At 31.0% G+C, this 20,069-nt stretch carries 21 protein-coding genes and 4 pseudogenes; 18 read left to right on the forward strand and 7 right to left on the reverse strand.

Going from position 1 to position 20,069, the window contains the following annotated elements; genetic code table 11:
- The first annotated feature begins 168 nt into the window (after positions 1-168).
- Both BT1A1_RS03325 and BT1A1_RS19020 read left to right on the forward strand, forming a co-directional pair.
- Positions 169-1,710: an RNA-directed DNA polymerase gene (locus BT1A1_RS03325; protein WP_034768111.1), complete on the forward strand. Its 1,542-nt coding sequence runs from the start codon at positions 169-171 to the stop codon at positions 1,708-1,710.
- 272 nt (positions 1,711-1,982) lie between these two features.
- Positions 1,983-2,474, forward strand: coding sequence for a hypothetical protein (locus BT1A1_RS19020; protein WP_034768112.1), 492 nt, complete (start codon positions 1,983-1,985; stop codon positions 2,472-2,474).
- Between the two features lie 74 nt (positions 2,475-2,548).
- Here the strand turns inward: BT1A1_RS19020 and BT1A1_RS03335 are convergent, their stop codons facing one another.
- From BT1A1_RS03335 to BT1A1_RS03345, 5 genes are all read right to left on the reverse strand, one after another.
- A complete protein-coding gene (locus BT1A1_RS03335) occupies positions 2,549-4,171 on the reverse strand; it encodes a recombinase family protein (RefSeq protein WP_034768113.1) in 1,623 nt (540 codons plus the stop codon).
- Entirely contained in the window at positions 4,155-5,579 is a 1,425-nt protein-coding gene (locus tag BT1A1_RS03340) for a recombinase family protein (protein WP_034768115.1), read from the reverse strand. Before BT1A1_RS03340 ends, BT1A1_RS03335 begins: the two co-directional genes overlap by 17 nt.
- 6 nt (positions 5,580-5,585) lie before the next feature.
- Positions 5,586-5,756, reverse strand: a complete 171-nt coding sequence (locus BT1A1_RS18465) for a hypothetical protein (RefSeq protein WP_156103161.1) — start codon at positions 5,754-5,756, stop codon at positions 5,586-5,588.
- Positions 5,757-5,815: 59 nt separating this feature from the next.
- Complete coding sequence (locus BT1A1_RS19435) at positions 5,816-5,950, reverse strand: hypothetical protein (protein WP_269147481.1); 135 nt, start codon at positions 5,948-5,950, stop codon at positions 5,816-5,818.
- A 332-nt stretch (positions 5,951-6,282) separates the two neighbouring features.
- Positions 6,283-6,675: a hypothetical protein gene (locus BT1A1_RS03345; protein ID WP_034768117.1), complete on the reverse strand. Its 393-nt coding sequence runs from the start codon at positions 6,673-6,675 to the stop codon at positions 6,283-6,285.
- A gap of 531 nt (positions 6,676-7,206) precedes the next feature.
- On the opposite strand from BT1A1_RS03345, the gene BT1A1_RS03350 reads away from it, so the two are divergent.
- The 3 genes from BT1A1_RS03350 (at position 7,207) to BT1A1_RS03360 (ending at position 11,464) form a co-directional block, all read left to right on the forward strand.
- Positions 7,207-8,988 (forward strand): hypothetical protein, encoded by a 1,782-nt coding sequence (locus BT1A1_RS03350; RefSeq protein WP_034768118.1) that lies wholly within the window; start codon positions 7,207-7,209, stop codon positions 8,986-8,988.
- Positions 8,989-9,176: 188 nt separating this feature from the next.
- Entirely contained in the window at positions 9,177-10,574 is a 1,398-nt protein-coding gene (locus tag BT1A1_RS03355) for a tetratricopeptide repeat protein (RefSeq protein WP_034768119.1), read from the forward strand.
- A 53-nt stretch (positions 10,575-10,627) separates the two neighbouring features.
- Positions 10,628-11,464, forward strand: a complete 837-nt coding sequence (locus tag BT1A1_RS03360) for a hypothetical protein (RefSeq protein WP_034768120.1) — start codon at positions 10,628-10,630, stop codon at positions 11,462-11,464.
- Positions 11,465-11,732: 268 nt separating this feature from the next.
- On the opposite strand, the pseudogene BT1A1_RS03365 reads toward BT1A1_RS03360, so the two are convergent.
- A pseudogene (locus BT1A1_RS03365) lies at positions 11,733-12,214 on the reverse strand (IS1634 family transposase); the annotation flags it as partial.
- Positions 12,215-12,245: 31 nt separating this feature from the next.
- On the opposite strand from BT1A1_RS03365, the gene BT1A1_RS19565 reads away from it, so the two are divergent.
- The 12 genes and pseudogenes from BT1A1_RS19565 (at position 12,246) to BT1A1_RS03415 (ending at position 18,987) form a co-directional block, all read left to right on the forward strand.
- Positions 12,246-12,308, forward strand: coding sequence for an SHOCT domain-containing protein (locus BT1A1_RS19565; RefSeq protein WP_311315803.1), 63 nt, complete (start codon positions 12,246-12,248; stop codon positions 12,306-12,308).
- A gap of 79 nt (positions 12,309-12,387) precedes the next feature.
- Positions 12,388-12,516: an integrase gene (locus BT1A1_RS18475; protein ID WP_072012638.1), complete on the forward strand. Its 129-nt coding sequence runs from the start codon at positions 12,388-12,390 to the stop codon at positions 12,514-12,516.
- A gap of 154 nt (positions 12,517-12,670) precedes the next feature.
- Positions 12,671-12,943: pseudogene (locus BT1A1_RS03370) on the forward strand (MerR family transcriptional regulator); the annotation flags it as partial.
- 8 nt (positions 12,944-12,951) lie between these two features.
- Positions 12,952-13,848, forward strand: a complete 897-nt coding sequence (locus BT1A1_RS03375; RefSeq protein ID WP_034768122.1) for a DUF2268 domain-containing putative Zn-dependent protease — start codon at positions 12,952-12,954, stop codon at positions 13,846-13,848.
- Between the two features lie 145 nt (positions 13,849-13,993).
- Positions 13,994-14,192: pseudogene (locus tag BT1A1_RS03380) on the forward strand (DUF1413 domain-containing protein).
- 44 nt (positions 14,193-14,236) lie between these two features.
- Positions 14,237-14,935: a VanR-ABDEGLN family response regulator transcription factor gene (gene vanR, locus BT1A1_RS03385; protein ID WP_034768124.1), complete on the forward strand. Its 699-nt coding sequence runs from the start codon at positions 14,237-14,239 to the stop codon at positions 14,933-14,935.
- Entirely contained in the window at positions 14,913-16,058 is a 1,146-nt protein-coding gene (gene vanS / locus BT1A1_RS03390) for a vancomycin resistance histidine kinase VanS (protein WP_072012639.1), read from the forward strand. The genes vanR and vanS overlap by 23 nt, the downstream gene beginning before the upstream one ends.
- Before the next feature lie 91 nt (positions 16,059-16,149).
- The gene (locus tag BT1A1_RS03395) at positions 16,150-17,124 is read left to right on the forward strand and encodes a D-alanyl-D-alanine carboxypeptidase family protein (protein WP_034768126.1); all 975 of its coding nucleotides are present in this window, start codon (positions 16,150-16,152) and stop codon (positions 17,122-17,124) included.
- A gap of 553 nt (positions 17,125-17,677) precedes the next feature.
- Complete coding sequence (locus BT1A1_RS03400; RefSeq protein ID WP_034768127.1) at positions 17,678-17,929, forward strand: dsDNA nuclease domain-containing protein; 252 nt, start codon at positions 17,678-17,680, stop codon at positions 17,927-17,929.
- Positions 17,930-17,993: 64 nt separating this feature from the next.
- Positions 17,994-18,437, forward strand: a complete 444-nt coding sequence (locus BT1A1_RS03405; RefSeq protein ID WP_034768128.1) for a hypothetical protein — start codon at positions 17,994-17,996, stop codon at positions 18,435-18,437.
- Complete coding sequence (locus BT1A1_RS03410; RefSeq protein WP_034768130.1) at positions 18,434-18,640, forward strand: hypothetical protein; 207 nt, start codon at positions 18,434-18,436, stop codon at positions 18,638-18,640. Before BT1A1_RS03405 ends, BT1A1_RS03410 begins: the two co-directional genes overlap by 4 nt.
- On the forward strand, positions 18,637-18,987 hold the full coding sequence (locus tag BT1A1_RS03415) for a hypothetical protein (protein ID WP_034768132.1): 351 nt from the start codon (positions 18,637-18,639) through the stop codon (positions 18,985-18,987). The genes BT1A1_RS03410 and BT1A1_RS03415 overlap by 4 nt, the downstream gene beginning before the upstream one ends.
- Positions 18,988-19,344: 357 nt before the next feature.
- Here BT1A1_RS03415 and BT1A1_RS03420 read toward each other — a convergent pair whose 3' ends face one another.
- Positions 19,345-19,668: a hypothetical protein gene (locus tag BT1A1_RS03420; protein WP_156103162.1), complete on the reverse strand. Its 324-nt coding sequence runs from the start codon at positions 19,666-19,668 to the stop codon at positions 19,345-19,347.
- A 120-nt stretch (positions 19,669-19,788) separates the two neighbouring features.
- Here BT1A1_RS03420 and BT1A1_RS03425 point away from each other — a divergent pair.
- Positions 19,789-20,069, forward strand: a pseudogene (locus BT1A1_RS03425) (transposase); the annotation flags it as partial.

Consider the following 20,069-nt stretch of genomic DNA (forward strand, 5'->3'; position numbering starts at 1 on the left):
CTATTCAAGGACAATATGGATGATGCAAGAAAAATCATTGGCATTATTGATGAGATCAATCGAAATGCGGAAGATATTGCTGGGGCATAGAAACAGCTAAGAAAGGCACCTTTGATAACCTATAAAAGGTGCCTTTTTCAACTTGTCATTGAGGAGAGGTTGGATATATTGGTTAGAATAGATATAGGTATAGAAGAGCAATTGATTAAATATGGTTATTTCTCCGAACACATACCTTCTTGTTTTAATTCAGATTTATTTTACCAACATTACCATTCTTTAAAAACATCAGCTGAGTCAACTTTTAGTGAACCATTGTCATTAACTATTTCTAAAAATGATAGTTTTAGAAGGACTATTAAAATCCCTAATCCTGAACAACAGCTGAAATTATTTGATTATATAATTAGTAATGCCGAAGAAATAAGAGGTATTTTAGAAAATAATGAGCATACGCTTTCAAATCCTTTTAAGAATAGAGTATTAAAGTATGAAGAACTAGACTTTTTTGATATACCAAATTTTAAAGAAAAGCATAATCTGGGTTCAGATTATATACAAAATTTGGTGAAAAAAGTAAAGGATTCAATGGGATATAAATACGTTTGTAAATTAGACTTAGCAAATTTTTACGACAGTATTTATACACATACTCTTGAATGGGCAATCATTGGAAAAGAAGCAGCTAAAGAAAATTCTTTACATAAAACTTATAAAAATAATTTAGGAGAGAAATTGGATCTTCTTGTAAGAAATACAAATAATAGGGAAACATCTGGGATACCAACAGGTCCATTTTCCTCTAGGATACTATCCGAGTTACTACTAAATAAGGTTGATGAAGAAATTGAGCAATTAATTGATGATGTGGATTTCAAATTTTTACATTATGTTGATGACTATGAATTTTATTTTAGGAATGAAGCTGATTTTAACTATATTAAAAATAAATTAAGAAAGATTTTTGAAAAATATCGTTTAAAAATTAATGAAAGTAAAACTCAGTTTATAGAATACCCGTATCATCATAATACAGATTTGAAATTTGAATTTAAAAATCAAATAAATAAATTCAGAAAGAGTAAAAAAGTTCAAGATGCAATGTTAATATTTTTTAAAGCTGATGAGTTATATGAAATAGGAGAAAAAGGGGCCTATAAATATTTGTATAAGCAATTAAAGAATGAAGATTTTTCATCAGCTTGGAAAGAAATAGAATCATTTTTAATTGGACATTTATTGGTGAAACCTTCTTTAGCCCCATACATAATTAAATTGATCATTAACCATAAAGATTTGGTAAGTAAAGAATTTATAAATGAATTAAAGATTAACCTAGAAACGAGCGTTGAAAATGGATTAGATAATGAAGCTGAGTGGTTATTATGGATATTAACTAAATTAAATGTCAAATTAAACGTTAATGAATTAGTTAATTTATTTGAAAAAACACATGATGATTTACTTCGAATTATGTTAATTGATTATGCTCATAAACACAAAAAAAATAATTCTAAAAAGGTAAAGTTAACTTTAGATAACTTACTTAATACTCTAACAAATTATAATTTGAGGAGTGAACATTGGTTAATTATATATGAGTGGGTCTATCATAAATGGTATGGTTATCAAAGATTAGAAAATAAAATTAATGAAATAAACTTTTTTAAAGCTTTAAAAAAAAGAAGAATACATTTCTATAATCCCTAATAGGGTAAATGAAAAAATTAAATTGTAATTTAATTTTCGGTAATGTAAGCATTTTAAAATATTGATTTTCGGTAAAGTACTCATCGAAGTATCCTTCGATGCTTGCTTTACCGAATGTTATTATCAAGAATCCCTTGATATCAAAGGGTTTAACCAGTTCTTGAATTTTACTCAATAAGCTAACCGGTGAATTACTCGGTAAAGTAAGCAGTGATAAGATAAATTATTCGGTAAAGTAAGCAGATATTTTTTTGTATTGGAGGGATATGAAAGTGAGAGATCCGAAGAGGATTCCAAGGATTTTAACTCTGTTGTTCAAAATATGGGAGCAGCAACCGGATTTGCGATTTAATCAGTTAGTTCAAAATCTACAAGCTTTATATTCCCAGCAAAATAATAACTTTGGTAAAAGAAATTTCTATGAAAAGGATGGAGAGATTACTTACCAGAATTATTATATAGATTTATTTTACTTGGAGGATGACCAGTGGGAACAATTTTTAAGAGATTATTGGTCGGAAATCGAAGAAGAGTTGCAAGAGCGAGAAAAGCAAATTACTCCTGAAGTAGTAGATGAAATTGTGCAACTATTTATTGAAGCAGGGATGAATGAAACAGAAGTAACAGATTCTTTAAAAGAAAGAATTCGGTTATTTTTGAAAAAGGAAAGCAAATGGTTAACCATTGACGCTCTGTTAATCACAATTAAAACACTTCCTTTGGAAGAACGAAAAGAATTAATTGAAAAGATTAAGAGAATATAAATGACATAATCTTTTGCTGGAATTTTTAGTTTAATTAAGGAAAAAACTGTTGTCCAAATTATTTGAACAACAGTTTACGCAATTTCGATGTCTATCTGCTTCATTAGGTCTTCGATTTCCACATATGGTGTGAGCCGGTAATCGATTCTAATATGGTTATCTTTCGAAAAGTTAATTCCTACCTTTTCGATTGCCAAAAGGAAGATAGCACGTTTTTCTTCATTTGAATAACTATGAATATCTTGTTTAAAACGACCGATTAATTCGGATTGCATTTCATCTTTTGACAAAAGGTCAATCTGTTCTCCTGTATTATGGTATTCCTGTAATTCTTTTGAAGTAGAGTGTATTTGCATTTCAAAGATTTCCTTTAACTCCTGATAATGCTCATTATTTTTATCAAGTGTTAATAAATGATATTTTAGTTTTTCAAGTTTTTCGTTCAAGCCATTGATTTTTTGTTCTAGCCCTTTTTTCCATCGATTTAAGATTTTTTCTGTTTGCTTTTCATAATATTTCAATTCCCTGCCCCATCTTAATGAAAAATCAGCAAATATACTTTCATGAATTTTATCAGTTGATATTTTCTTTTTACACGAAGGGCAACAGTAATACATATATTTTTTCTTGGGTTTTGCGGGAGTTGAATTCTTTGTTATTAACTTTTCTTTACAATCGTTGCAGTAAATTAAATCCCGTAATATAAAGGGACTATCCATGTGATTTTTGTTTTGTTTATAATTTCTAAAAAATTGTGTGGTATTCCACAAGTTAGCCCCGATTAAAGGTTCATGATGATTTTTAAATAGAAAAATTTCTTCTTCCGGTTTCTTTTTACTATTCTCAAAACTGGTGCGGGTAAACCATGCTAAGTCACCAATATACCATCGATTGTTTAAAATATATCGTACGGTTGAATCACTCCAGCCTTTTGCATCCATGCTTGGTGGTGGAATTTCCGCTTCATTTAATAAATTTGCGATTTTTCGATCGCTATAACCGTAACTGTATAAATAAAAGATAAGAATGACAATACTTTTATTTTCATCGGTTTCAATCGTATTGTCCTTTGTGGTTAGTGAATAACCATAAGGATTTCTGGAACCGGGACGTTCAGGGGTTGATGAATTTACCACAGACGTGTGGTAATCATATGCTCTCCGTGATTTCTCTACCGATTCTTCATGGGCAAAGGACAATCTAGCTTGAACATAAGGATTGTTTTCGTCCCACTCCCCTTCTATTTTCGAAGAGTACACTTTAAAATTTGGGCGAACTTCTTTAATTGGTCCGAGTACATATAATACAAAGTCCTCAATTAGCCTTGTAACTCGTGATTCTTCGTAGAAAATAACGGCACTTACATTTTCGTTATTTAAAATAAAATTCTTCATATTTTGCATTTGGATCCTTCTTTGTGCAGGAATATGATAAGCGGATTTTGCTTCCTCGATAAATGATACAACAATTTTAAAACCTTCTTTTTTTGCTCTAGCAACAATTTCGGATTCTTGGATATGCAAAGAATGGCCGAATGTTTGTCCATCATCAGACCAGCGAATATACGATGTTGCTAAAGGAATAGAATCTTTAAAAATATTAAAAGGTAAATTTACCTGTTGAAGATTCGGTCTAGGTGTTTCTGTCAATAAGTAAATCCCATTTATTAAGTAAGTGTATTTATGCATAAAGTGCATACGGCTCACCAACTTTCAAAAATTCTCCAAAGGGAACATGATAAATAAATGTATCCGGGCCGATTTCTACTTTTTCAAGGAATAGATGGCATAAATAGTATAAATTGTAGTTTTGAATTTCCAATTCTAAGTTCTGCTTAATGGTTTTGACAAGATCATTTACCGAATTTCGTGCTTCAGCAATTTTAGCTAATTCAATATGGAAATGATTGATATTATTTTTTATATCCTTTGACTCAATAATGAGTGAATCGATGTTCTTCTTTGATGCATATTTTTCTACTATAGTAGAATGAATTGAGCTTAACCTTCGATTTAAGTTAATGATCTCATGACTATAATCCTTTTCGATTCTAGATAAATGGGAAAATACAAAGCTTTTGATTGTGTCAACTGGGATATGTTTTACAATAATTGAAAGTTTAGATTGAATAGTCTCATTCAATTGTTCCACTGTAATTTTGATTTCCTCATGTTTTCTTTTACAGATATAGTAACTGCTTTCTCCCAGTTTTGAAGTTTTAAAAGTCATGTCTTTTTTGCAAAATATACACTGTGGAGTAATGTATCCTCTGTTCTTTGCATTGGTTATGGCTTGAAATACTTCATCTTTCAATCTTTTTAGCACATCTTGAATTTTTTGATGTTCTTCTAAGGAGATAATAGGTTCTACATGGTGGAGAACTTCATAACCGTACGAAGTCCGCATATGTCCTGAATAAAAAGGGTTTTCTAGGTATCTTAATAAATCCTCGTACCTTTTGTTTTTTAATATCTTTTTGTATTTCATTATAATATTGAACAAATCATCTGCTTCATTGGTTTCAGCCACTTCATAGAAAAAAGATTTTAATTCATTAACCACTTCTGGATTCGGGATATACTTAACATCCTTTCTTTTTCCAATCCGTTTATATCCAAATATAGAAGAAGGAAATTGTTTCATAGTATCCTTTCTTCTACCGGAAATATTCTTGCCCTCGACTTGTGCGAAAATCCCATATAGTGCTTCGATCGACAGTTTAGGAGAGAACGGTGGTTGTTTTGTTGATGTAAAAATCACCTTGATTCCGTATTTATAAAACTCTTTAACTATTGCAACGTATTCATAAAAATTTCGCGCTAAACGATCACGACTGTATACAATGACTGTTTTTACTTTTTTCTGTTGAATAAGTAATCGTAACTTTTGTAAATCTGGCCGATCCTCAATGGCTAATTTATTCGCTGAAACATTATCATCTTTTAACCAAATCACTTTATCTAAATCAATCCGATTATTATGAATATAAGATTCAGCAAGTAGAATCTGCTTTTGAATGTCCTGCTGAGCTGTACTTACCCTGCTATAAACCGCAATAAAATCTTCATAGTATTTATCGGGTTCATAATATTGATCTGGCTGCATGAGAATCTACTCCTTTTCTACAATTTTATTACTTTCTTCAAGTAGGAATCCCTTCATTTTAGGTTTTAAATCGAGTTGATCAATTAAAACCTTTTCAACTAGCCTTTTCATAAAGTAATAAGATTCCTCTTGTAAATCTTCATTAAATGAAACTTTTACTATATCTTTTCGAGACATAAATACTCCTCCCGTCAAAGCCTTTATTAAAAGGATTGACGGGAGGAAAGTTTTTTAAACTACTCATTGTCTTTATCTAACTCTAAGTCCATTTGCAATTGATATTCGTAATTTGTTTGTTTCGGTGATTCAATGAACACTTTTATCTTAACGGGAACCTCTAACTCTTTCAGTAGATCGAGCAGGTTTGACATTGTAATTTTGAACCTCCTTTCCATAGAACAAGATAAAACGTTCAATGACCGTTTTAGAGATTCCAACCTTTTCACAGCTTTTTAATATCTTGTTAAGAAATTGATTTTCTGTTTCTAGTTTGCTTATAGATCATCCCTCCAATAAAAAACGCGGCACATGATGATAACATCATGTAACCGCGGTTTTCGCTTATTATGGTTACTTTTGAACAAATCGGTTAATCAGAAATCATTATAGCTTCAGAATTAAGGATTTTAAGAGGGAATTAAAAAATTACTTATTTCTATTCCCTATTCTCTATGAAATCCTTAAAAGAGTTGACTCTGACTTTTTACAATAACCATTTATCAGGAGAAAGCAAATCTTTTTGAAATTTATCAGGAATAATAGAATTTATATCTTCAAAAGTAAAATCATTAAGGCTAATCATTCTTTCCAAAATAATTCGAAGTTCATTTTTACGGTAATCTGTCAAAATGGAATTAAATACTGTTTCGACATCAATAGCTCCGTATTGTTTAAAATAATCGGTAATTAATTTAAAATAATCATCATCTATTGTGGGATATAATGCTTTTATCGTTTCTGGTTGATGTCCGCGACTTAGCAGATTATGAATGACTCTCCAATATTCTATAACTTCAACGATTGTTGCTAATTTCCAGTGTAGATGTTCAGGTAAAGGTATTTTATTATGTGAAAGTTTTCTTTCTGACCCTTCCAACTCGTTCACACCCTTTTACTTTTTTGAAATTCTATTTTTGTAGCAACTTATATTAGATATATGCCAAGATATTTAGTATTCTGTCCCTAAAATAATGGATTCAATGTTGATCATCACTTCTTGGATAGAAATGCATACTTTCCTATAATAAGTATTTCTTAACTTGAGCCTTTTTATAATATATCTGTTAATTTGTGAAATAATACAATTTTTTAATATCAGACTTACAAGTAGTAGTAACATTGATATCTTTTATCAAATTACTAAAAAAACTGAAAGATTAGTGGGATATTGGAAAAACTTGTGAATTGCTATAAAATTATTGTAAAAGCACATTTAGATAGCTAGCGTACTATAAAGCAAATAAATTAACCAGAAAATTTATTGAAAGACCAAGTGGGTATAAACACTAGAAGAAACCATAGCAAAGTTTAAAATCAAGTATCAAAATTTCTTGAGTGAGAAGATTATTAGTCAAAATTAAGAACAGTTGAGGGTGAAATGATTAACCCGAACAAAAGAGGTGATTTTATGGATATCAATAATATATTAACTGAAAAAACAGATAAATTAATTGGGTTAATAAAACAAGTTGATACACTAGATGTAATTGGCATGGTTTGTGTTGAGTTTCAGCTCCATTATGATGGTAAAGATGTGTTTGACACAACAAAATTAATATCCCCTTTTAAGCAATATATTTATTTGTTGAACCTGCTACTTAGCAATCCACAAACAGAAACAAATACAAGTGTAGATTTTGAAACAACTTATGAGGAAATAAAAAAGCTATTAAATGAGATTGCTCAAATTTATGGATTAATTTTCTTTCCTGATGATAATGAAGAAGTTTCAGATTCTTGGTACAAACATCGTGAATTAGCTATGCCAGTTTTTATGAATTATTTCAATACACATTCATTACCGTATGAAGAACAACTTATTGATAGAATTCAACAATGGGCCTCTCCTTATGATTCTGTAATCATTGATAAATTTGGATGCACAGTAAATGAATTTATTGATATGTATAAATATTTAGTGAAAATACTTCAGAAACAACTTGATGATTATCAAAATGGAACAGAGAATTTTTTTGAGAAATTATTACCCGCATATAAGTATTTTAATAAACTAATAAAAAATGAAAAAATGAATTCTGATCTTGCTATGCAAAAAACTAGAGAAGTTTTTCCGCTAGATAACTTAGAGAATCCTTTTACAACAATTTTTTTCAAAATAAATCTTAATAAATTTGAAGAAAAATTTACACACGAAAAAGTTATGAGTTTTTTGAATCATTTTTCTGTAGGAAGAGAAGAAAGAGAATTTTATTATTATACTGAAAGTGGACCTTTTGATAATAAACCTATAATTAAACATGAAAATGAATATTATATCCCAATTTCAAAACAAATCTTACATGCTTTTGAAAATCAATTTTTTAATGCTATAGAAGAAAGTAATCGTAGAACGTCCTTTTTTAGAAATAGAGATAGAAAATCAGAAGAAAAGACATTAGAAATTTTTAAACGGTTACTAGGGAAAAATGCAGAGTACTTTTCATCTATATATGAAAGACCCGATTCTCAAAATGAACATGATTTATTAATAAAAACTAATAAAGGTACTATATATATAATTGAAGTTAAAGCTTCAAAATTTAAAGAACCATTCAGAAATCCTGATAAAGCCTATGAACGTATAAAAAGGGATTTCAAAAGTGATGGTGGTATTCAAAAAGCATATGATCAGGCAAAGAGATTATATGATTTAATTATTGGCCAAGAAGTAACAAATTTATACAATCAATCTGGACAATTAATTACAACGATTAATTCAAAAGAAATTAATGACATCTATATTATTTGTGTAACGGCAGAAAACTTTGGGGTGATAGCCTCTAACTTATCATATCTCTTAGAGAAAGAAAAAAGTGATAGATTTCCTTATGCTGTTAATATATTCGACCTAGAATCTATTGTTGAGTACTTAGAGTTTAAAAAATTATCACCGAATATACTGAATGATTACCTTGATTTTAGGAGTAGATTTCAAGAAAAATTTATAGCCTTTGATGAGTTAGATATATTCGGATTATTTATGAGTAAACCAAATATTGATCAATTAATAAAGGCGGATAAGATTATTGTGAATCACGAGTATTCAGATATATTTGATGAAATGTATTTTACTAAATTAGGTATTATAAAAAAACCTCTGAAACAAAAGAGTACATATAAAACAGTAAACAAAAAAAGAAGGAAAAAGATAGCAAGAGCAAGTAGGCGTAGAAATCGTAAAAATAAATAAGGAAATTATTATGAGAATAACTAAAATTCCCCATATCATGAAATGAATTAATGTTAATGAAAAATATAAAAGTTGAAAAGTAGTAATAAAGTATTTTGTTCACAACCTTTCTATTTTGTGTTTAAGAAGGAAATTCTAATTTAGAATAATAATTTATAAGATTATCTTTAGGTGTGAGTTGATAAAAGGTGTATAAATTTAAACTAACAGGAAATATGGAATGTTTTTGTGGATCGGGAAAAGAATTCAAATTTTGTTGTCAAGATTTATTGACTATCTCTTCATTAAAAAATTTGTCTACTGAAATCGAAAAAGGTGACTATAAACAAGCATTTTTATTTTGTAAGGCTGAAATAGTTAGATACATGATTAATGTAAAAAGACATACAGAAGGATTACTAGTTAGAAATCCACTGTATGGAAATAAATTGCTTGATATAGATATAAAAGCACTTTCGGAACTACTTGAAAAGATGATTGTTATTATTAGTAAAGCAAACTTACAAATACCATTTATTGATATGTTAAATAGGTTAGAAGAATTACTCGATAATGGAAAATGGCATACACGCATTTTATATTATAAAGTTATGTGGGAATATTTATACAATAATAATTTAGTTAATGCGAAAAAATATTTAACAAATATATCATTTAGTGAGATTAATGATTTAGACTTTCTTCAATTGTATCTAGATATTATGGGAGATGAATTACCCTTTTCTAATAAAGTAGAAATAATAGACAGATTAATTAAAATGGAGACGAAAATTTCTGGAAAGATAAAGTATTTAGGAGCAAAGTCGATAGAATTTTTACTTATAGGTGATACTGCCGAAGCAAAAAATATAATAAAACAAGCGATAGAAATTGCAAATAACAATTCAGATAAAGTAAAAGAATCCTATGACTTCTATCAATATGGTAATGTGTACATTCTGGGTGGAAAACTGTTGGAAGATACTCATTTAAAACAAAGATCAGGTACATATTTTGAATCAATGTTAAGTGATAATAGTTTGACAGTTTCAGGAAAAGCAATGGTCTATTCGCATTTAGGAGATGTATATTTCTCATTAAATGACTTTGAAAAAGCCTTTGAATTTTATAATCAGAGTTTGAAGTTGGAGGATTTACATCTAACAAGAATACTAATTGCCGATATATATTTTCATAAGTCAGACTTTAATAATTCAATAAAAATATTAAAAGGTATTGAATATGATACATTAACATTTGAAAATAAAATAGACTTTTTAATAATTTATGCAAAGAATTTATTATCTACTGTTCAAAATCGGACCGAAGTAATTTGGATTTTAGAAGAGTTGAAAAAATTAACTTTACAATCTAAATACTTCAGTGACATTGTAAATGAATTAATTATTAGTATTCAAGAATTGCTTGTTGAAAAAAATAATAAAAAACAAAGGAAATCATTAATAAGAAAAATTTTAAGTAAACTAAACGAGTATCTAATATTACAACCTAATTTAATGGGATTTGGTGTTAATATTAATAGTTTAATTAATGATTTGGTAAAAGAAGATAATCCAAATAAAAGAACTAAAAGTAAAGGAATTTAAAAACTGGATATAGAATATTGGAAAAATATAAGTTTGGAAATAAGAGGGTGTAAATGAAATATTATAAAGATTCATTAAAACGTAGACGCGAAAGCATTATAGCACATCCTAGTTTTGAAGAAACAAAATTAAAAATAGAAGATCTAGCAAATTTTATTTGCAATTTTACTGATTTGATATGGTGGAATGGGAATTTTGCTTTTTTATTTCATAAAAATAAGGTCTTTATAATGCAAAGTGAGATATTAGATTCAACATATAGTACATTGCTAAGTATTAGACAACTAGTTGAGATTGGACACTTTAGTGATGTAAATGTATTAATGAGAAAACTTAGGGACGATCTTTTTCTTTTTCTATATTTATTAGAAGTAGTGAATAGATATCGTTTGGGACATGAAACCGTACACGAGAGAAATGCCTTCAAATGGATGGAGAATAAACTAGAAAATCTTACTATATCAGATATTCTAATCTATCTCATAAAGAATGAATCGATAAATAAAGCAATAATTAAACATAATCTACGTAAAGCATGGGACAATATAGGGAAGAATTTAAATAATTTTGTTCATGGAAATGGAATAATGTACGCCCAACTAAATTACGCAAATTATGATTACAAAACTATCGAAAAGATATTTAATGACATCACCTTTAAACTTAGTTATATTGTTTCGGTATTTGTTGTTTTACTTATTTTGATAAAGCCAAGTCTTATTTCTTCTAGTGACTATGTTGACGCATTAGAATTAGGTATTCAACCAGCAAGGGACAGTCAATATAATATTGCACCCTTTATACAAGAATTTATAGATAATTATGTAATAAAACTACATCCTGATATAAAGAACTTTTTGAAAGATAGGGTATATATGAGATTTGATTAAGATAAAAACAGAAGATAGATATTTAAAGAATTTGATAAAAAGGATTTTCTATTCATAATAAATATAGGCAAACACTGCTACATCATATGTCTGCGATTACCACTCGAGCCATGTGGAGTGCGTGGTATTGATGTCAAGGGTAGTGTAAAGAAATAATATAGTTTTTCCAAATTAAACCCTAGTTCGACAATTGCTAGGTAAACGAATGCCCCTCAAAGATTTGTGTATCAAGGTTTTGAGGGGGAAAAAGGGCATAATTATTGTGTTACTAGCTTTTCGGTTTGATTTCTAAAATTTCAGGAGGCAAATCCACGCCTACTTTATTGAAAATCTCTTTCTGTTTGGCGGTTGGTGTCGTCGTACGATATAGATCTCCGTCACTTGAAGCCTTTGGACCTCACGACGCACGAAATCCCAACTCGAGCCGGTTTCATTTTCAATCAACATGACAAGTAAAAGTGCCAGCCAATTAATGATGATATGAGCTCGAATTCGTCTCTCTAGCCGATGGTACATCGGCCGTATTTTTAATGTGGACTTTAATGTTCGAAAAGCGCTTTCGACTTGAAGTAACTGCTTATACCCTAACGCAATATCCTCAAGGGATAACGTATCGTCTGATGTCCGGATTAAGTATTTGCCATCGTATTTCTCTTCATTCCGTATGGCTTGCTTATTCAGTTTCAAGGTACCATCTTTCAATTGGCGGATATATTTCCCGTACACTTTATGCGCCCGCAAAGCACATGATTATATCCAGGTAGAGAAATTACTTAGAGAGATGCTCCAAAAAGGTTCAATAACTGAAGTAGAATTCAACAAGATAGATGCACTCAATCGCTAAACTTTCCCCCCTTTTTTAGCAGAGATAAGGCCCTGAATTCGTTGATATATAAGGATTTCAGAGGCAACGAATTGCTGAAATGACAGATTTTCTAAATGAACAATCCTGCAAGTTGGAGGAATATGATGAGCAATTAGTAAGGCGGGTTATTGCATGGATCACTGTGTTTGGTGATAAGCTGACCATTGGTTTCAAATCAAGTATTTAAATAGTTGTATGAAAATAACCTTGGATGAACACTCTTGAATTAGGAGAACCTTTCTTTTGGCGGGTGTTTTTTCTGCAAAATCAGGTTCTGAATTTAACTATTGACCTTTACGTTACGTCATACTTTATAATGGCAACTGAAGGAGGTGCAAGACATGAGTATGAAAGTAAAAGAAGCAGCTGAATTGGTTGGTGCAAGTATTCGTACACTTCATCATTATGATCAGACTGGATTATTAACGCTAAAAGAAACCACCGCTTCTGGCTATCGGCTTAATTCTGAAGAGGAACTTGAAAAGTTACAGCAAGATTTATTTTTCAGAGAGCTTGGTTTTTCCTTGAAGGAGATTAGAACGATTATCCATAGCCCTTCATTTAATCAACAGGAAGCGTTAATCTTGCAACGGAAAATGTTAAAAGAAGAAAGGTGGCAGCAATGAAAATAGTGATTGAAGATACTATCAAACAATATGAAGAATTATTTAGTATGGAAGAAGAGAGAGAAGACTTCTATCGATTTTCAATGATGAAACCATTTAAACAAATGTGGAATATCATGAACGTTCCTTTAAAGGCAAATCAACCTAATGGATACGACGTAATAATGGCTACCAAAATGCTTGGATACCTTGATATATCAAATACCGAAACTGGAAAAATTGCGTTAGAGAAGTTAAAAGACATTCAAGCTCTTCAAACTGCCTATGACACTTTGAAGCAATGTGTTAAATTTATTCAAGATAATAATCTGAAAATAAATGCTGACGAGTTAAGATTTGGAATGTATATAGCTGACCCCGAAAAGCTCGAATTGCAAAAAGGTTATTGTGGATTCGGTGGGATCCCAGGTTTTATTCAAGTATCCATTTATCCCAATTCCTATAATATTCCGAAAATCCCTGCTGTAATTGCACATGAATTTCATCATAATATCCGTTTTTCATATTTTGATTGGGATCATGGAAACGTAACTGTTGGTGATTACTTAATTATAGAGGGGTTGGCAGAGTCTTTTGCAAAAGAACTGTATGGCGATGAACTTTTAGGACCTTGGGTTACTTCTTTTGACAAAGAGGATTTGGAATATTCAACAGAAATAATAAAGGACGCACTAGATGTTAAAGGATTTGCTGAGGTTAGTAGTTATATGTTTGGTGACATTATTGCAAAAGAACAGGGCTATCAACCGGTTGGCTTATCACCATTTGCTGGTTATGCAGTGGGATACCAAGCGGTACAATCCTTTATGAAAGTCAATAATGTGGGAATAGGAGAAGCTACCTTGCTTGATACAAAGGAAATACTGTACAATTGCGAACTATTTACAAAATAACTGATTTGTGGACGTCGTTAATCCGGAGATAAATTCTTTTGGTTGGCGGTTTTTATTTTGTAATTGATAAAAGTTTGTAATGTATGTATATTCTTTATAACAATGCTGTTGATATTGTTATTAAAAAGGGAGGACAACATGACTGATGGAAGAAGCTATCAGAGAAACTAAAAATTTGATTGAAGGTGAAGTCTTTTTAGTTAAGGATCTGTACAAAGTTTACGTATGGATGGAATAGGATACCAAGAAAGGACCGGATTTTGCTTGGAACTTTATTTCTTAATCGGGTTAGTAAAATATATAGTGTTTTAAAGGTTATTGAAAAGACTTCTTCAAATCAGTAGAGATATAAAAGAAAATTGGCAAGTAGAAAGAAGGGATAAAATTTATGGGTACCAGTATTTTAGTTGTTGATGATGAACAAGCTATAGCAGATCTAATTGAAGTTTATCTAAAAAATGAAGGTTTTACAGTATACAAATTTTATAACGGTCAAGATGCGTTTCGATGTGTTGAGTCGAAACAGTTGGAGCTTGCGATACTTGATGTTATGCTGCCAGATATTGATGGTTTTACTATCTGTCGGAAGATTAGGGAAAAACATAATTTTCCGATTATTATGCTGACAGCTAAAGAAGAAGAAATCGATAAGATTACCGGGCTGACATTAGGTGCCGATGACTATATCACTAAACCATTCCGTCCTTTGGAATTAGTTGCTCGTGTAAAGGCGCAGCTCCGAAGATTTACCAAATATAATTCTCCAGAGCAAAAACAGGAAGAACGCTTGATTACCTTTTCCGGCTTGGTGTTAGACATGGATGCTCGTGAATGTACGCTGAATGAGAAAAAGTTATCGCTTACACCTACGGAGTTTTCAATTCTTTGGGTTCTTTGTTCCAATCGAGGACGAGTGGTAAGCTCTGAAGAATTGTTTCGCGAGGTATGGGGAGACAAGTACTTTAGTAACAGCAATAATACGGTAATGGTTCATATTCGACATTTAAGAGAAAAAATGGGCGATAGCGCGGAACATCCTAAATATATCAAAACGGTATGGGGGGTTGGTTATAAAATTGAAAAGTGACAGAGATAAGAGAAACAATGATTATACAAAATTAAAAAGAAAAGTATTTTTTAGAGTGCTCCTTATTGTTTTTGCCACGATCGCAACTGTTATTTTTTTGCGTGATGTAATTCAAGACAATTTCAATATTGGAGAGAGTATTGTAGAATTTTTAAAGAATAAGTTTTATTTGAGTGAAAGCGATGCTGTAATAATTTATCGGTATATTTTTCTTTATAATAAAGAGCTTATTACACTTATTGTGATCTTCATCTTATTAATTATTTTGCTTAGATTTTCAATTTCGTGGTTTACTAAATATTTTGATGAAATAGGTAGTGGAATGGATAAACTTGTTGAGGAATCCAATGATGAAATTACATTATCACCGGAATTGGATTTTATGGAAAATAAGCTTAATCAAATAAAAAACAACTTGGAAAAACAAAAAAAAGCTGCACTTGATGCCGAACAGCGCAAAAATGATTTGGTCGTTTATTTGGCACATGATATAAAGACACCCCTTACATCCGTTATAGGGTACTTAAGTCTTCTGGATGAAGCTCCTGATATGCCTCCTGAACAGAAATCAAAATATGTCGGTATTACTTTGGAAAAAGCTTATCGATTAGAAGAGCTTATCAATGAGCTTTTCGAGATCACAAGATTCAATCTTCAAACTATTGTTTTGAATAAAGAAAAAATCAATTTACTGTTCATGCTCCAGCAAATGGCTGATGAATTCTATCCAATGCTGGCTCCACAGGGAAAGCAGATATCTGTCAATGTGCCTGACGGACTCACTCTGTGGGGAGATGCAGACAAACTAGCCCGTGTATTCAATAATATTCTGAAAAATGCCATAGCCTATAGCGATGAAAATAGTGTCATTGATATTTCTGCATGGCAGCAGGACGAAAATATTGTTATAACTTTTATGAATCAGGGAAATCCAATTCCACAGACAAAGATTGATACTATTTTTGAAAAATTTTACCGATTAGATGCTGCACGCTCCTCAAAGACCGGTGGAGCAGGGCTAGGTTTGGCAATCGCACAAGAAATTGTCACAGCTCACGATGGAACGATTTCTGTAGAAAGCAACCCGGAAAATACTACATTTACAGTAAAGCTTCCGTCTTAAGAAAATCTTAAGAAGTTCATAAGATTGAATTCCAACATAGCTTCTTGTTCTGTGGTTAAATAATTTTACGCAGAATAAGGAGGTATTTATTATGGTACGAAAAATAAAAAAGAAAAAGTCAGGAATACGCGAATTTGTAATATTTTTATTGATAGTTGTTGTTTTTGCTTTTGTTTTCAAATTCAAAATTACTCCGGGAAACCAACATGAGTTTGAGAAAGAATATGTCGATAAAACAACGCCTATTCCCTCGTCAGAGATAGAACCCGATTCCTCTGTTTCTATATCTCTCGATAAACTAAACAGTACTAATGCGATCCTAATTCGTTTAGAAGATCAAACTATTCTGATGCAAAAAAGTAGCGAAGAAAAGATCTACCCTGCTTCGTTAACTAAAATGATGACAGCTATTGTTGCGATAGAAAATTTGACAAATTTGCAGAAAGAAATACAACTAACCCATAATACCTTTAATGGTCTTTATAGCGCCAATGCTTCTATGGCCGGTTTCCAGCCAGGAGAGAAGGTAAGGGCTATTGACCTTTTATACGGAGTGATGCTTCTAAGTGGTGCAGAAGCTTGTATTGGTCTTGCGGATCAGATTGCTGGTTCGGAGCAAGACTTTGTAACGATGATGAATCAAAAGGCAGCAGAACTAGGGATGTACAACACCCATTTTGAAAATACCACAGGACTTCACAATAAAAGCCATTACACAACAGTCAAAGATTTGGCTATTCTTCTAAATTACGCTTTGAAAAATAAAACTTTCAGGGAGATTTTTACTTCGTCTCGACATTCCACACAACCCACGAATAAGCACCCTGAAGGGATAACATTTTATAGTACCATGTTTGAAAAACTCAACAATCAAAACATTATTGGAGGAGAAATTTTAGGAGGGAAAACTGGATATACCGATGAAGCTGGTCTGTGTCTTGCGAGTCTTGCAAAAGTGGGTAACCAAGAATATATATTGATTACAGCTGGTGCAAAAGGAGATATCCATTCTGAACAGTATAATATTACTGATGCATTAGCTGTATACAATAGTATTGGGAAATAATAAGTTTTTCATAAGATTTTGATTTGTTCCCGCCTACCGATAGTGCAAAAAGTGCCTTTGACTTGTTTTCGACTACCGACAATGTAAAAGACATCAAACCAGCCGGCTCGTTGCATGTGGAGTGTGTATCGTTGCTACAAAGAGAAACTATATAGAAATCCTTAGTTTTAAACATTTTCACAAGCATTTCGTGTTTGTGGGAGAAGGTGAAAAAACGAGAAATAAAGTGCTGAAAAACCACATTACCGTTTCAGTGGTAATTGATCTGGGGTGTGGGAACACAATAGAATACTAGTGAAATAAAATTTGTAAGGTATTAAATTCGGTAACTGTGAGTAATTAAATCATGGTTACCTTTTTTTATTCTAAACTAAATAGTTTAGAGTGGTTAAATATTCCAAATTATAAAATCACATTAATGTTTTGTAGGTACTAAAGTTTGAAGAATGGATATGTTAAATGATTGAAAGGGATACTTAGTATAACTTTTATTGATATAAAAATTCCAATAGATTACGATAGCTATATAATAACTATCTGAGGTGGAGTTTATATGTCCGATTTTGAAAATGGTGGTGCGTTCGCTATAAAAGGATTCAACTTTCAAAAGGCTGCTATTACTTTTATAGCAATTAAAAATTTTAATAAGCCAGATTTTCATATCTTAGTTGAAGCAAGAGATGATTTTGAAGTTAAATTTAATGGTTATGAAGCATATATTCAAGTGAAGAGTCAAAAGTTAAGTTTAAATAAACTATTAAATAGTAAGAACGGAAAATCAATACTAGAAAAAAAATTTAAGTAATGGGAACACAAATTCTCATTATAAAATTTTTGTTAAAGCGTTTGCATAGACTGATGTAAAAAAAATGCTTTTAAATTCTGAAGGTAATATCTGTGATCCGCTATACTCATACAGTGATGAACAAAATCAAACTATTTTAAACACGTTAAAGGGAAGTAGTGATATTGAAGATTTTGAAAAAAAGTTATTAGCAAGTTATATTTATATACTTCCTTTTGAGGATAGATTAATAGATGCAATACCCGCCTTGCTAGGTCAAATGGCGTTAAAAGAAATAGATGTTAGTCACAAAAGAGGACAAATTGCAATTAATGAACTTTTTACCCTTATTGATCAAAAAAGCGAATATGTTGTTGAGAGTGATGAAGATTACGTGAAAAAGAAAATTTTAAAAGAAGATTTACAGGAAATTTTCAGATTAACTTCAACTTTAGATTTTTTTGATTCTATACTTTCATCAACTTCATATTCAGTTTTTTTGAAAAAAAGATTAAAAAAGAGCAATTGAAAATAATTCATGCATATGTAACCGAAAAGGAAATAGCGAAAAGACAATTATATAATATTGATATCTTTAGTACGACGGAAGAAGAATTAATTAATATTGCATTAGAAAAATGCAATTGCGATGTAACATTTAATGATCTGAATGAATTTACTAAGAAGGCGATTATCATTGAAGTATTAGCAGAAATGAGTGAGGAAATATGATTATAGAAAAAATAATTATATTAGATTATGAAAATAGGGTGGCAAATGAATTTGAATTTTCAAAAGGTCCTAATATTATTACCAGTGATGGAACAACTGTAGGGAAATCAAGTCTAACTAAATCATTATACTATGCATTGGGATTTGAGATTAAACAATTTCCGCACGGTTGGGATGTTAAGACAATGAGATTTCGGATAGATATATTAATTAATGGATTGTCTTATTCTATTATTAGAAATAATGCCTTATTTTACGTTTCAGACAAAGAAGGAGTACTAAACCTTAAAGAATTTTCAGAATGGTGTAAACGAGCACACTATTTCAGCTTATCATTTTCAAATTAATTCAGCTTATCATCTGAAATAATGTGCTTATTTTTTCACTTTATTTCAGAATGTGCAAAAATCAGTTCAAAATATTTCAGCGAATTTTATAGAAAAGAAACCCCCTCTAAAAAGTGGCATCTAAACGTATATAATCCTGAATGTTAATTCGAACTTTATATATCTCATTAGGATGAAGGATAAACTTCACATCTTGATCTAAAGGAATAAACCAATCCAAATATTTTTCCAAGAATGCTTTAAATCTATTTTGGATTCGCAGTTCAAAATGATATCCCTGCGCAATTCAATAAGCCTGTTGCCCAATCCAAACTCTCCATTCCAACTCATCATGGTTATAAACGAAAATCCTCCGTTTCATACCCCACTATCCTCTATGGCCAATCGGACGACTTCCTCATCGATTTGTTCTTTCTTTAATTGAAAACCAAATAACAAGCTGTTAATCGTTAATGTATTAATGACTCTGGGCCAACCTTGAGAACGTAATGCAATAGCTTCCAATGCGGATTCAGTAAATATCGGCATTTTCGCACCTGCTATTTTTAGGTGGTGATTAATATATAAAATAATCTCCTCTTTCGGTAAAGGCTGGATTTCATACTTTAGAATGAAACGTTGAGCTAGTGGCCGGTGATGATTCATTGTTAGCCGAGTTTTAAGATGTGTCAATCCTGCCAAAATTAAGACAGCCCTGAAGAGTAAAAATTCTTCGAGATAATTCCACCCAAACTTTGCCAAATATGTGATAATAAGGGTATGTAAAAAACCTAATATATTGGCATTTGGGGGGATTTTTTTATGGTAACGAGGAAGGAAAAGCGTGAAAAGGAAAAAGAGGTAAATTATTTATTCGAGTTGCTAAAAACACAAAATCACTTTTTTAAAAATTTGAACAAATTACTTAAAGAGGTTGACGATCCAAGGCACCAAAGCTATATCACCTATGACACGGAAGTCCTTTTGATGATGGTTATTTTGAAAAATGCATGCAACTTAAAAAGTATGCGTGAAATGACAAATGAATTCAACAAGGAAGAGTGCATCAAAAATGTGGGAAAATGGTTGGGGAATGAAGATTT

The sequence above is a fragment of the Caldibacillus thermoamylovorans genome (assembly GCF_000751775.1).
GTDB classification, from domain to species: Bacteria; Bacillota; Bacilli; order Bacillales; family Caldibacillaceae; genus Caldifermentibacillus; species Caldifermentibacillus hisashii.

Bases quoted from the DNA above. Each gene is read 5' to 3' on its own strand.
- BT1A1_RS03335 (WP_034768113.1), bottom strand. From the start codon at position 4,171: ATGCACTTTATGCATAAATACACTTACTTAATAAATGGGATTTACTTA.
- BT1A1_RS03340 (WP_034768115.1), bottom strand. From the start codon at position 5,579: ATGCAGCCAGATCAATATTATGAACCCGATAAATACTATGAAGATTTT.
- BT1A1_RS18465 (WP_156103161.1), bottom strand. From the start codon at position 5,756: ATGTCTCGAAAAGATATAGTAAAAGTTTCATTTAATGAAGATTTACAA.
- BT1A1_RS19435 (WP_269147481.1), bottom strand. From the start codon at position 5,950: ATGTCAAACCTGCTCGATCTACTGAAAGAGTTAGAGGTTCCCGTTAAG.
- BT1A1_RS03350 (WP_034768118.1), top strand. From the start codon at position 7,207: ATGGATATCAATAATATATTAACTGAAAAAACAGATAAATTAATTGGG.
- BT1A1_RS03360 (WP_034768120.1), top strand. From the start codon at position 10,628: ATGAAATATTATAAAGATTCATTAAAACGTAGACGCGAAAGCATTATA.
- BT1A1_RS18475 (WP_072012638.1), top strand. From the start codon at position 12,388: ATGACAGATTTTCTAAATGAACAATCCTGCAAGTTGGAGGAATATGAT.
- BT1A1_RS03375 (WP_034768122.1), top strand. From the start codon at position 12,952: ATGAAAATAGTGATTGAAGATACTATCAAACAATATGAAGAATTATTT.
- vanR (WP_034768124.1), top strand. From the start codon at position 14,237: ATGGGTACCAGTATTTTAGTTGTTGATGATGAACAAGCTATAGCAGAT.
- BT1A1_RS03395 (WP_034768126.1), top strand. From the start codon at position 16,150: ATGGTACGAAAAATAAAAAAGAAAAAGTCAGGAATACGCGAATTTGTA.
- BT1A1_RS03400 (WP_034768127.1), top strand. From the start codon at position 17,678: ATGTCCGATTTTGAAAATGGTGGTGCGTTCGCTATAAAAGGATTCAAC.
- BT1A1_RS03405 (WP_034768128.1), top strand. From the start codon at position 17,994: ATGCTTTTAAATTCTGAAGGTAATATCTGTGATCCGCTATACTCATAC.
- BT1A1_RS03415 (WP_034768132.1), top strand. From the start codon at position 18,637: ATGATTATAGAAAAAATAATTATATTAGATTATGAAAATAGGGTGGCA.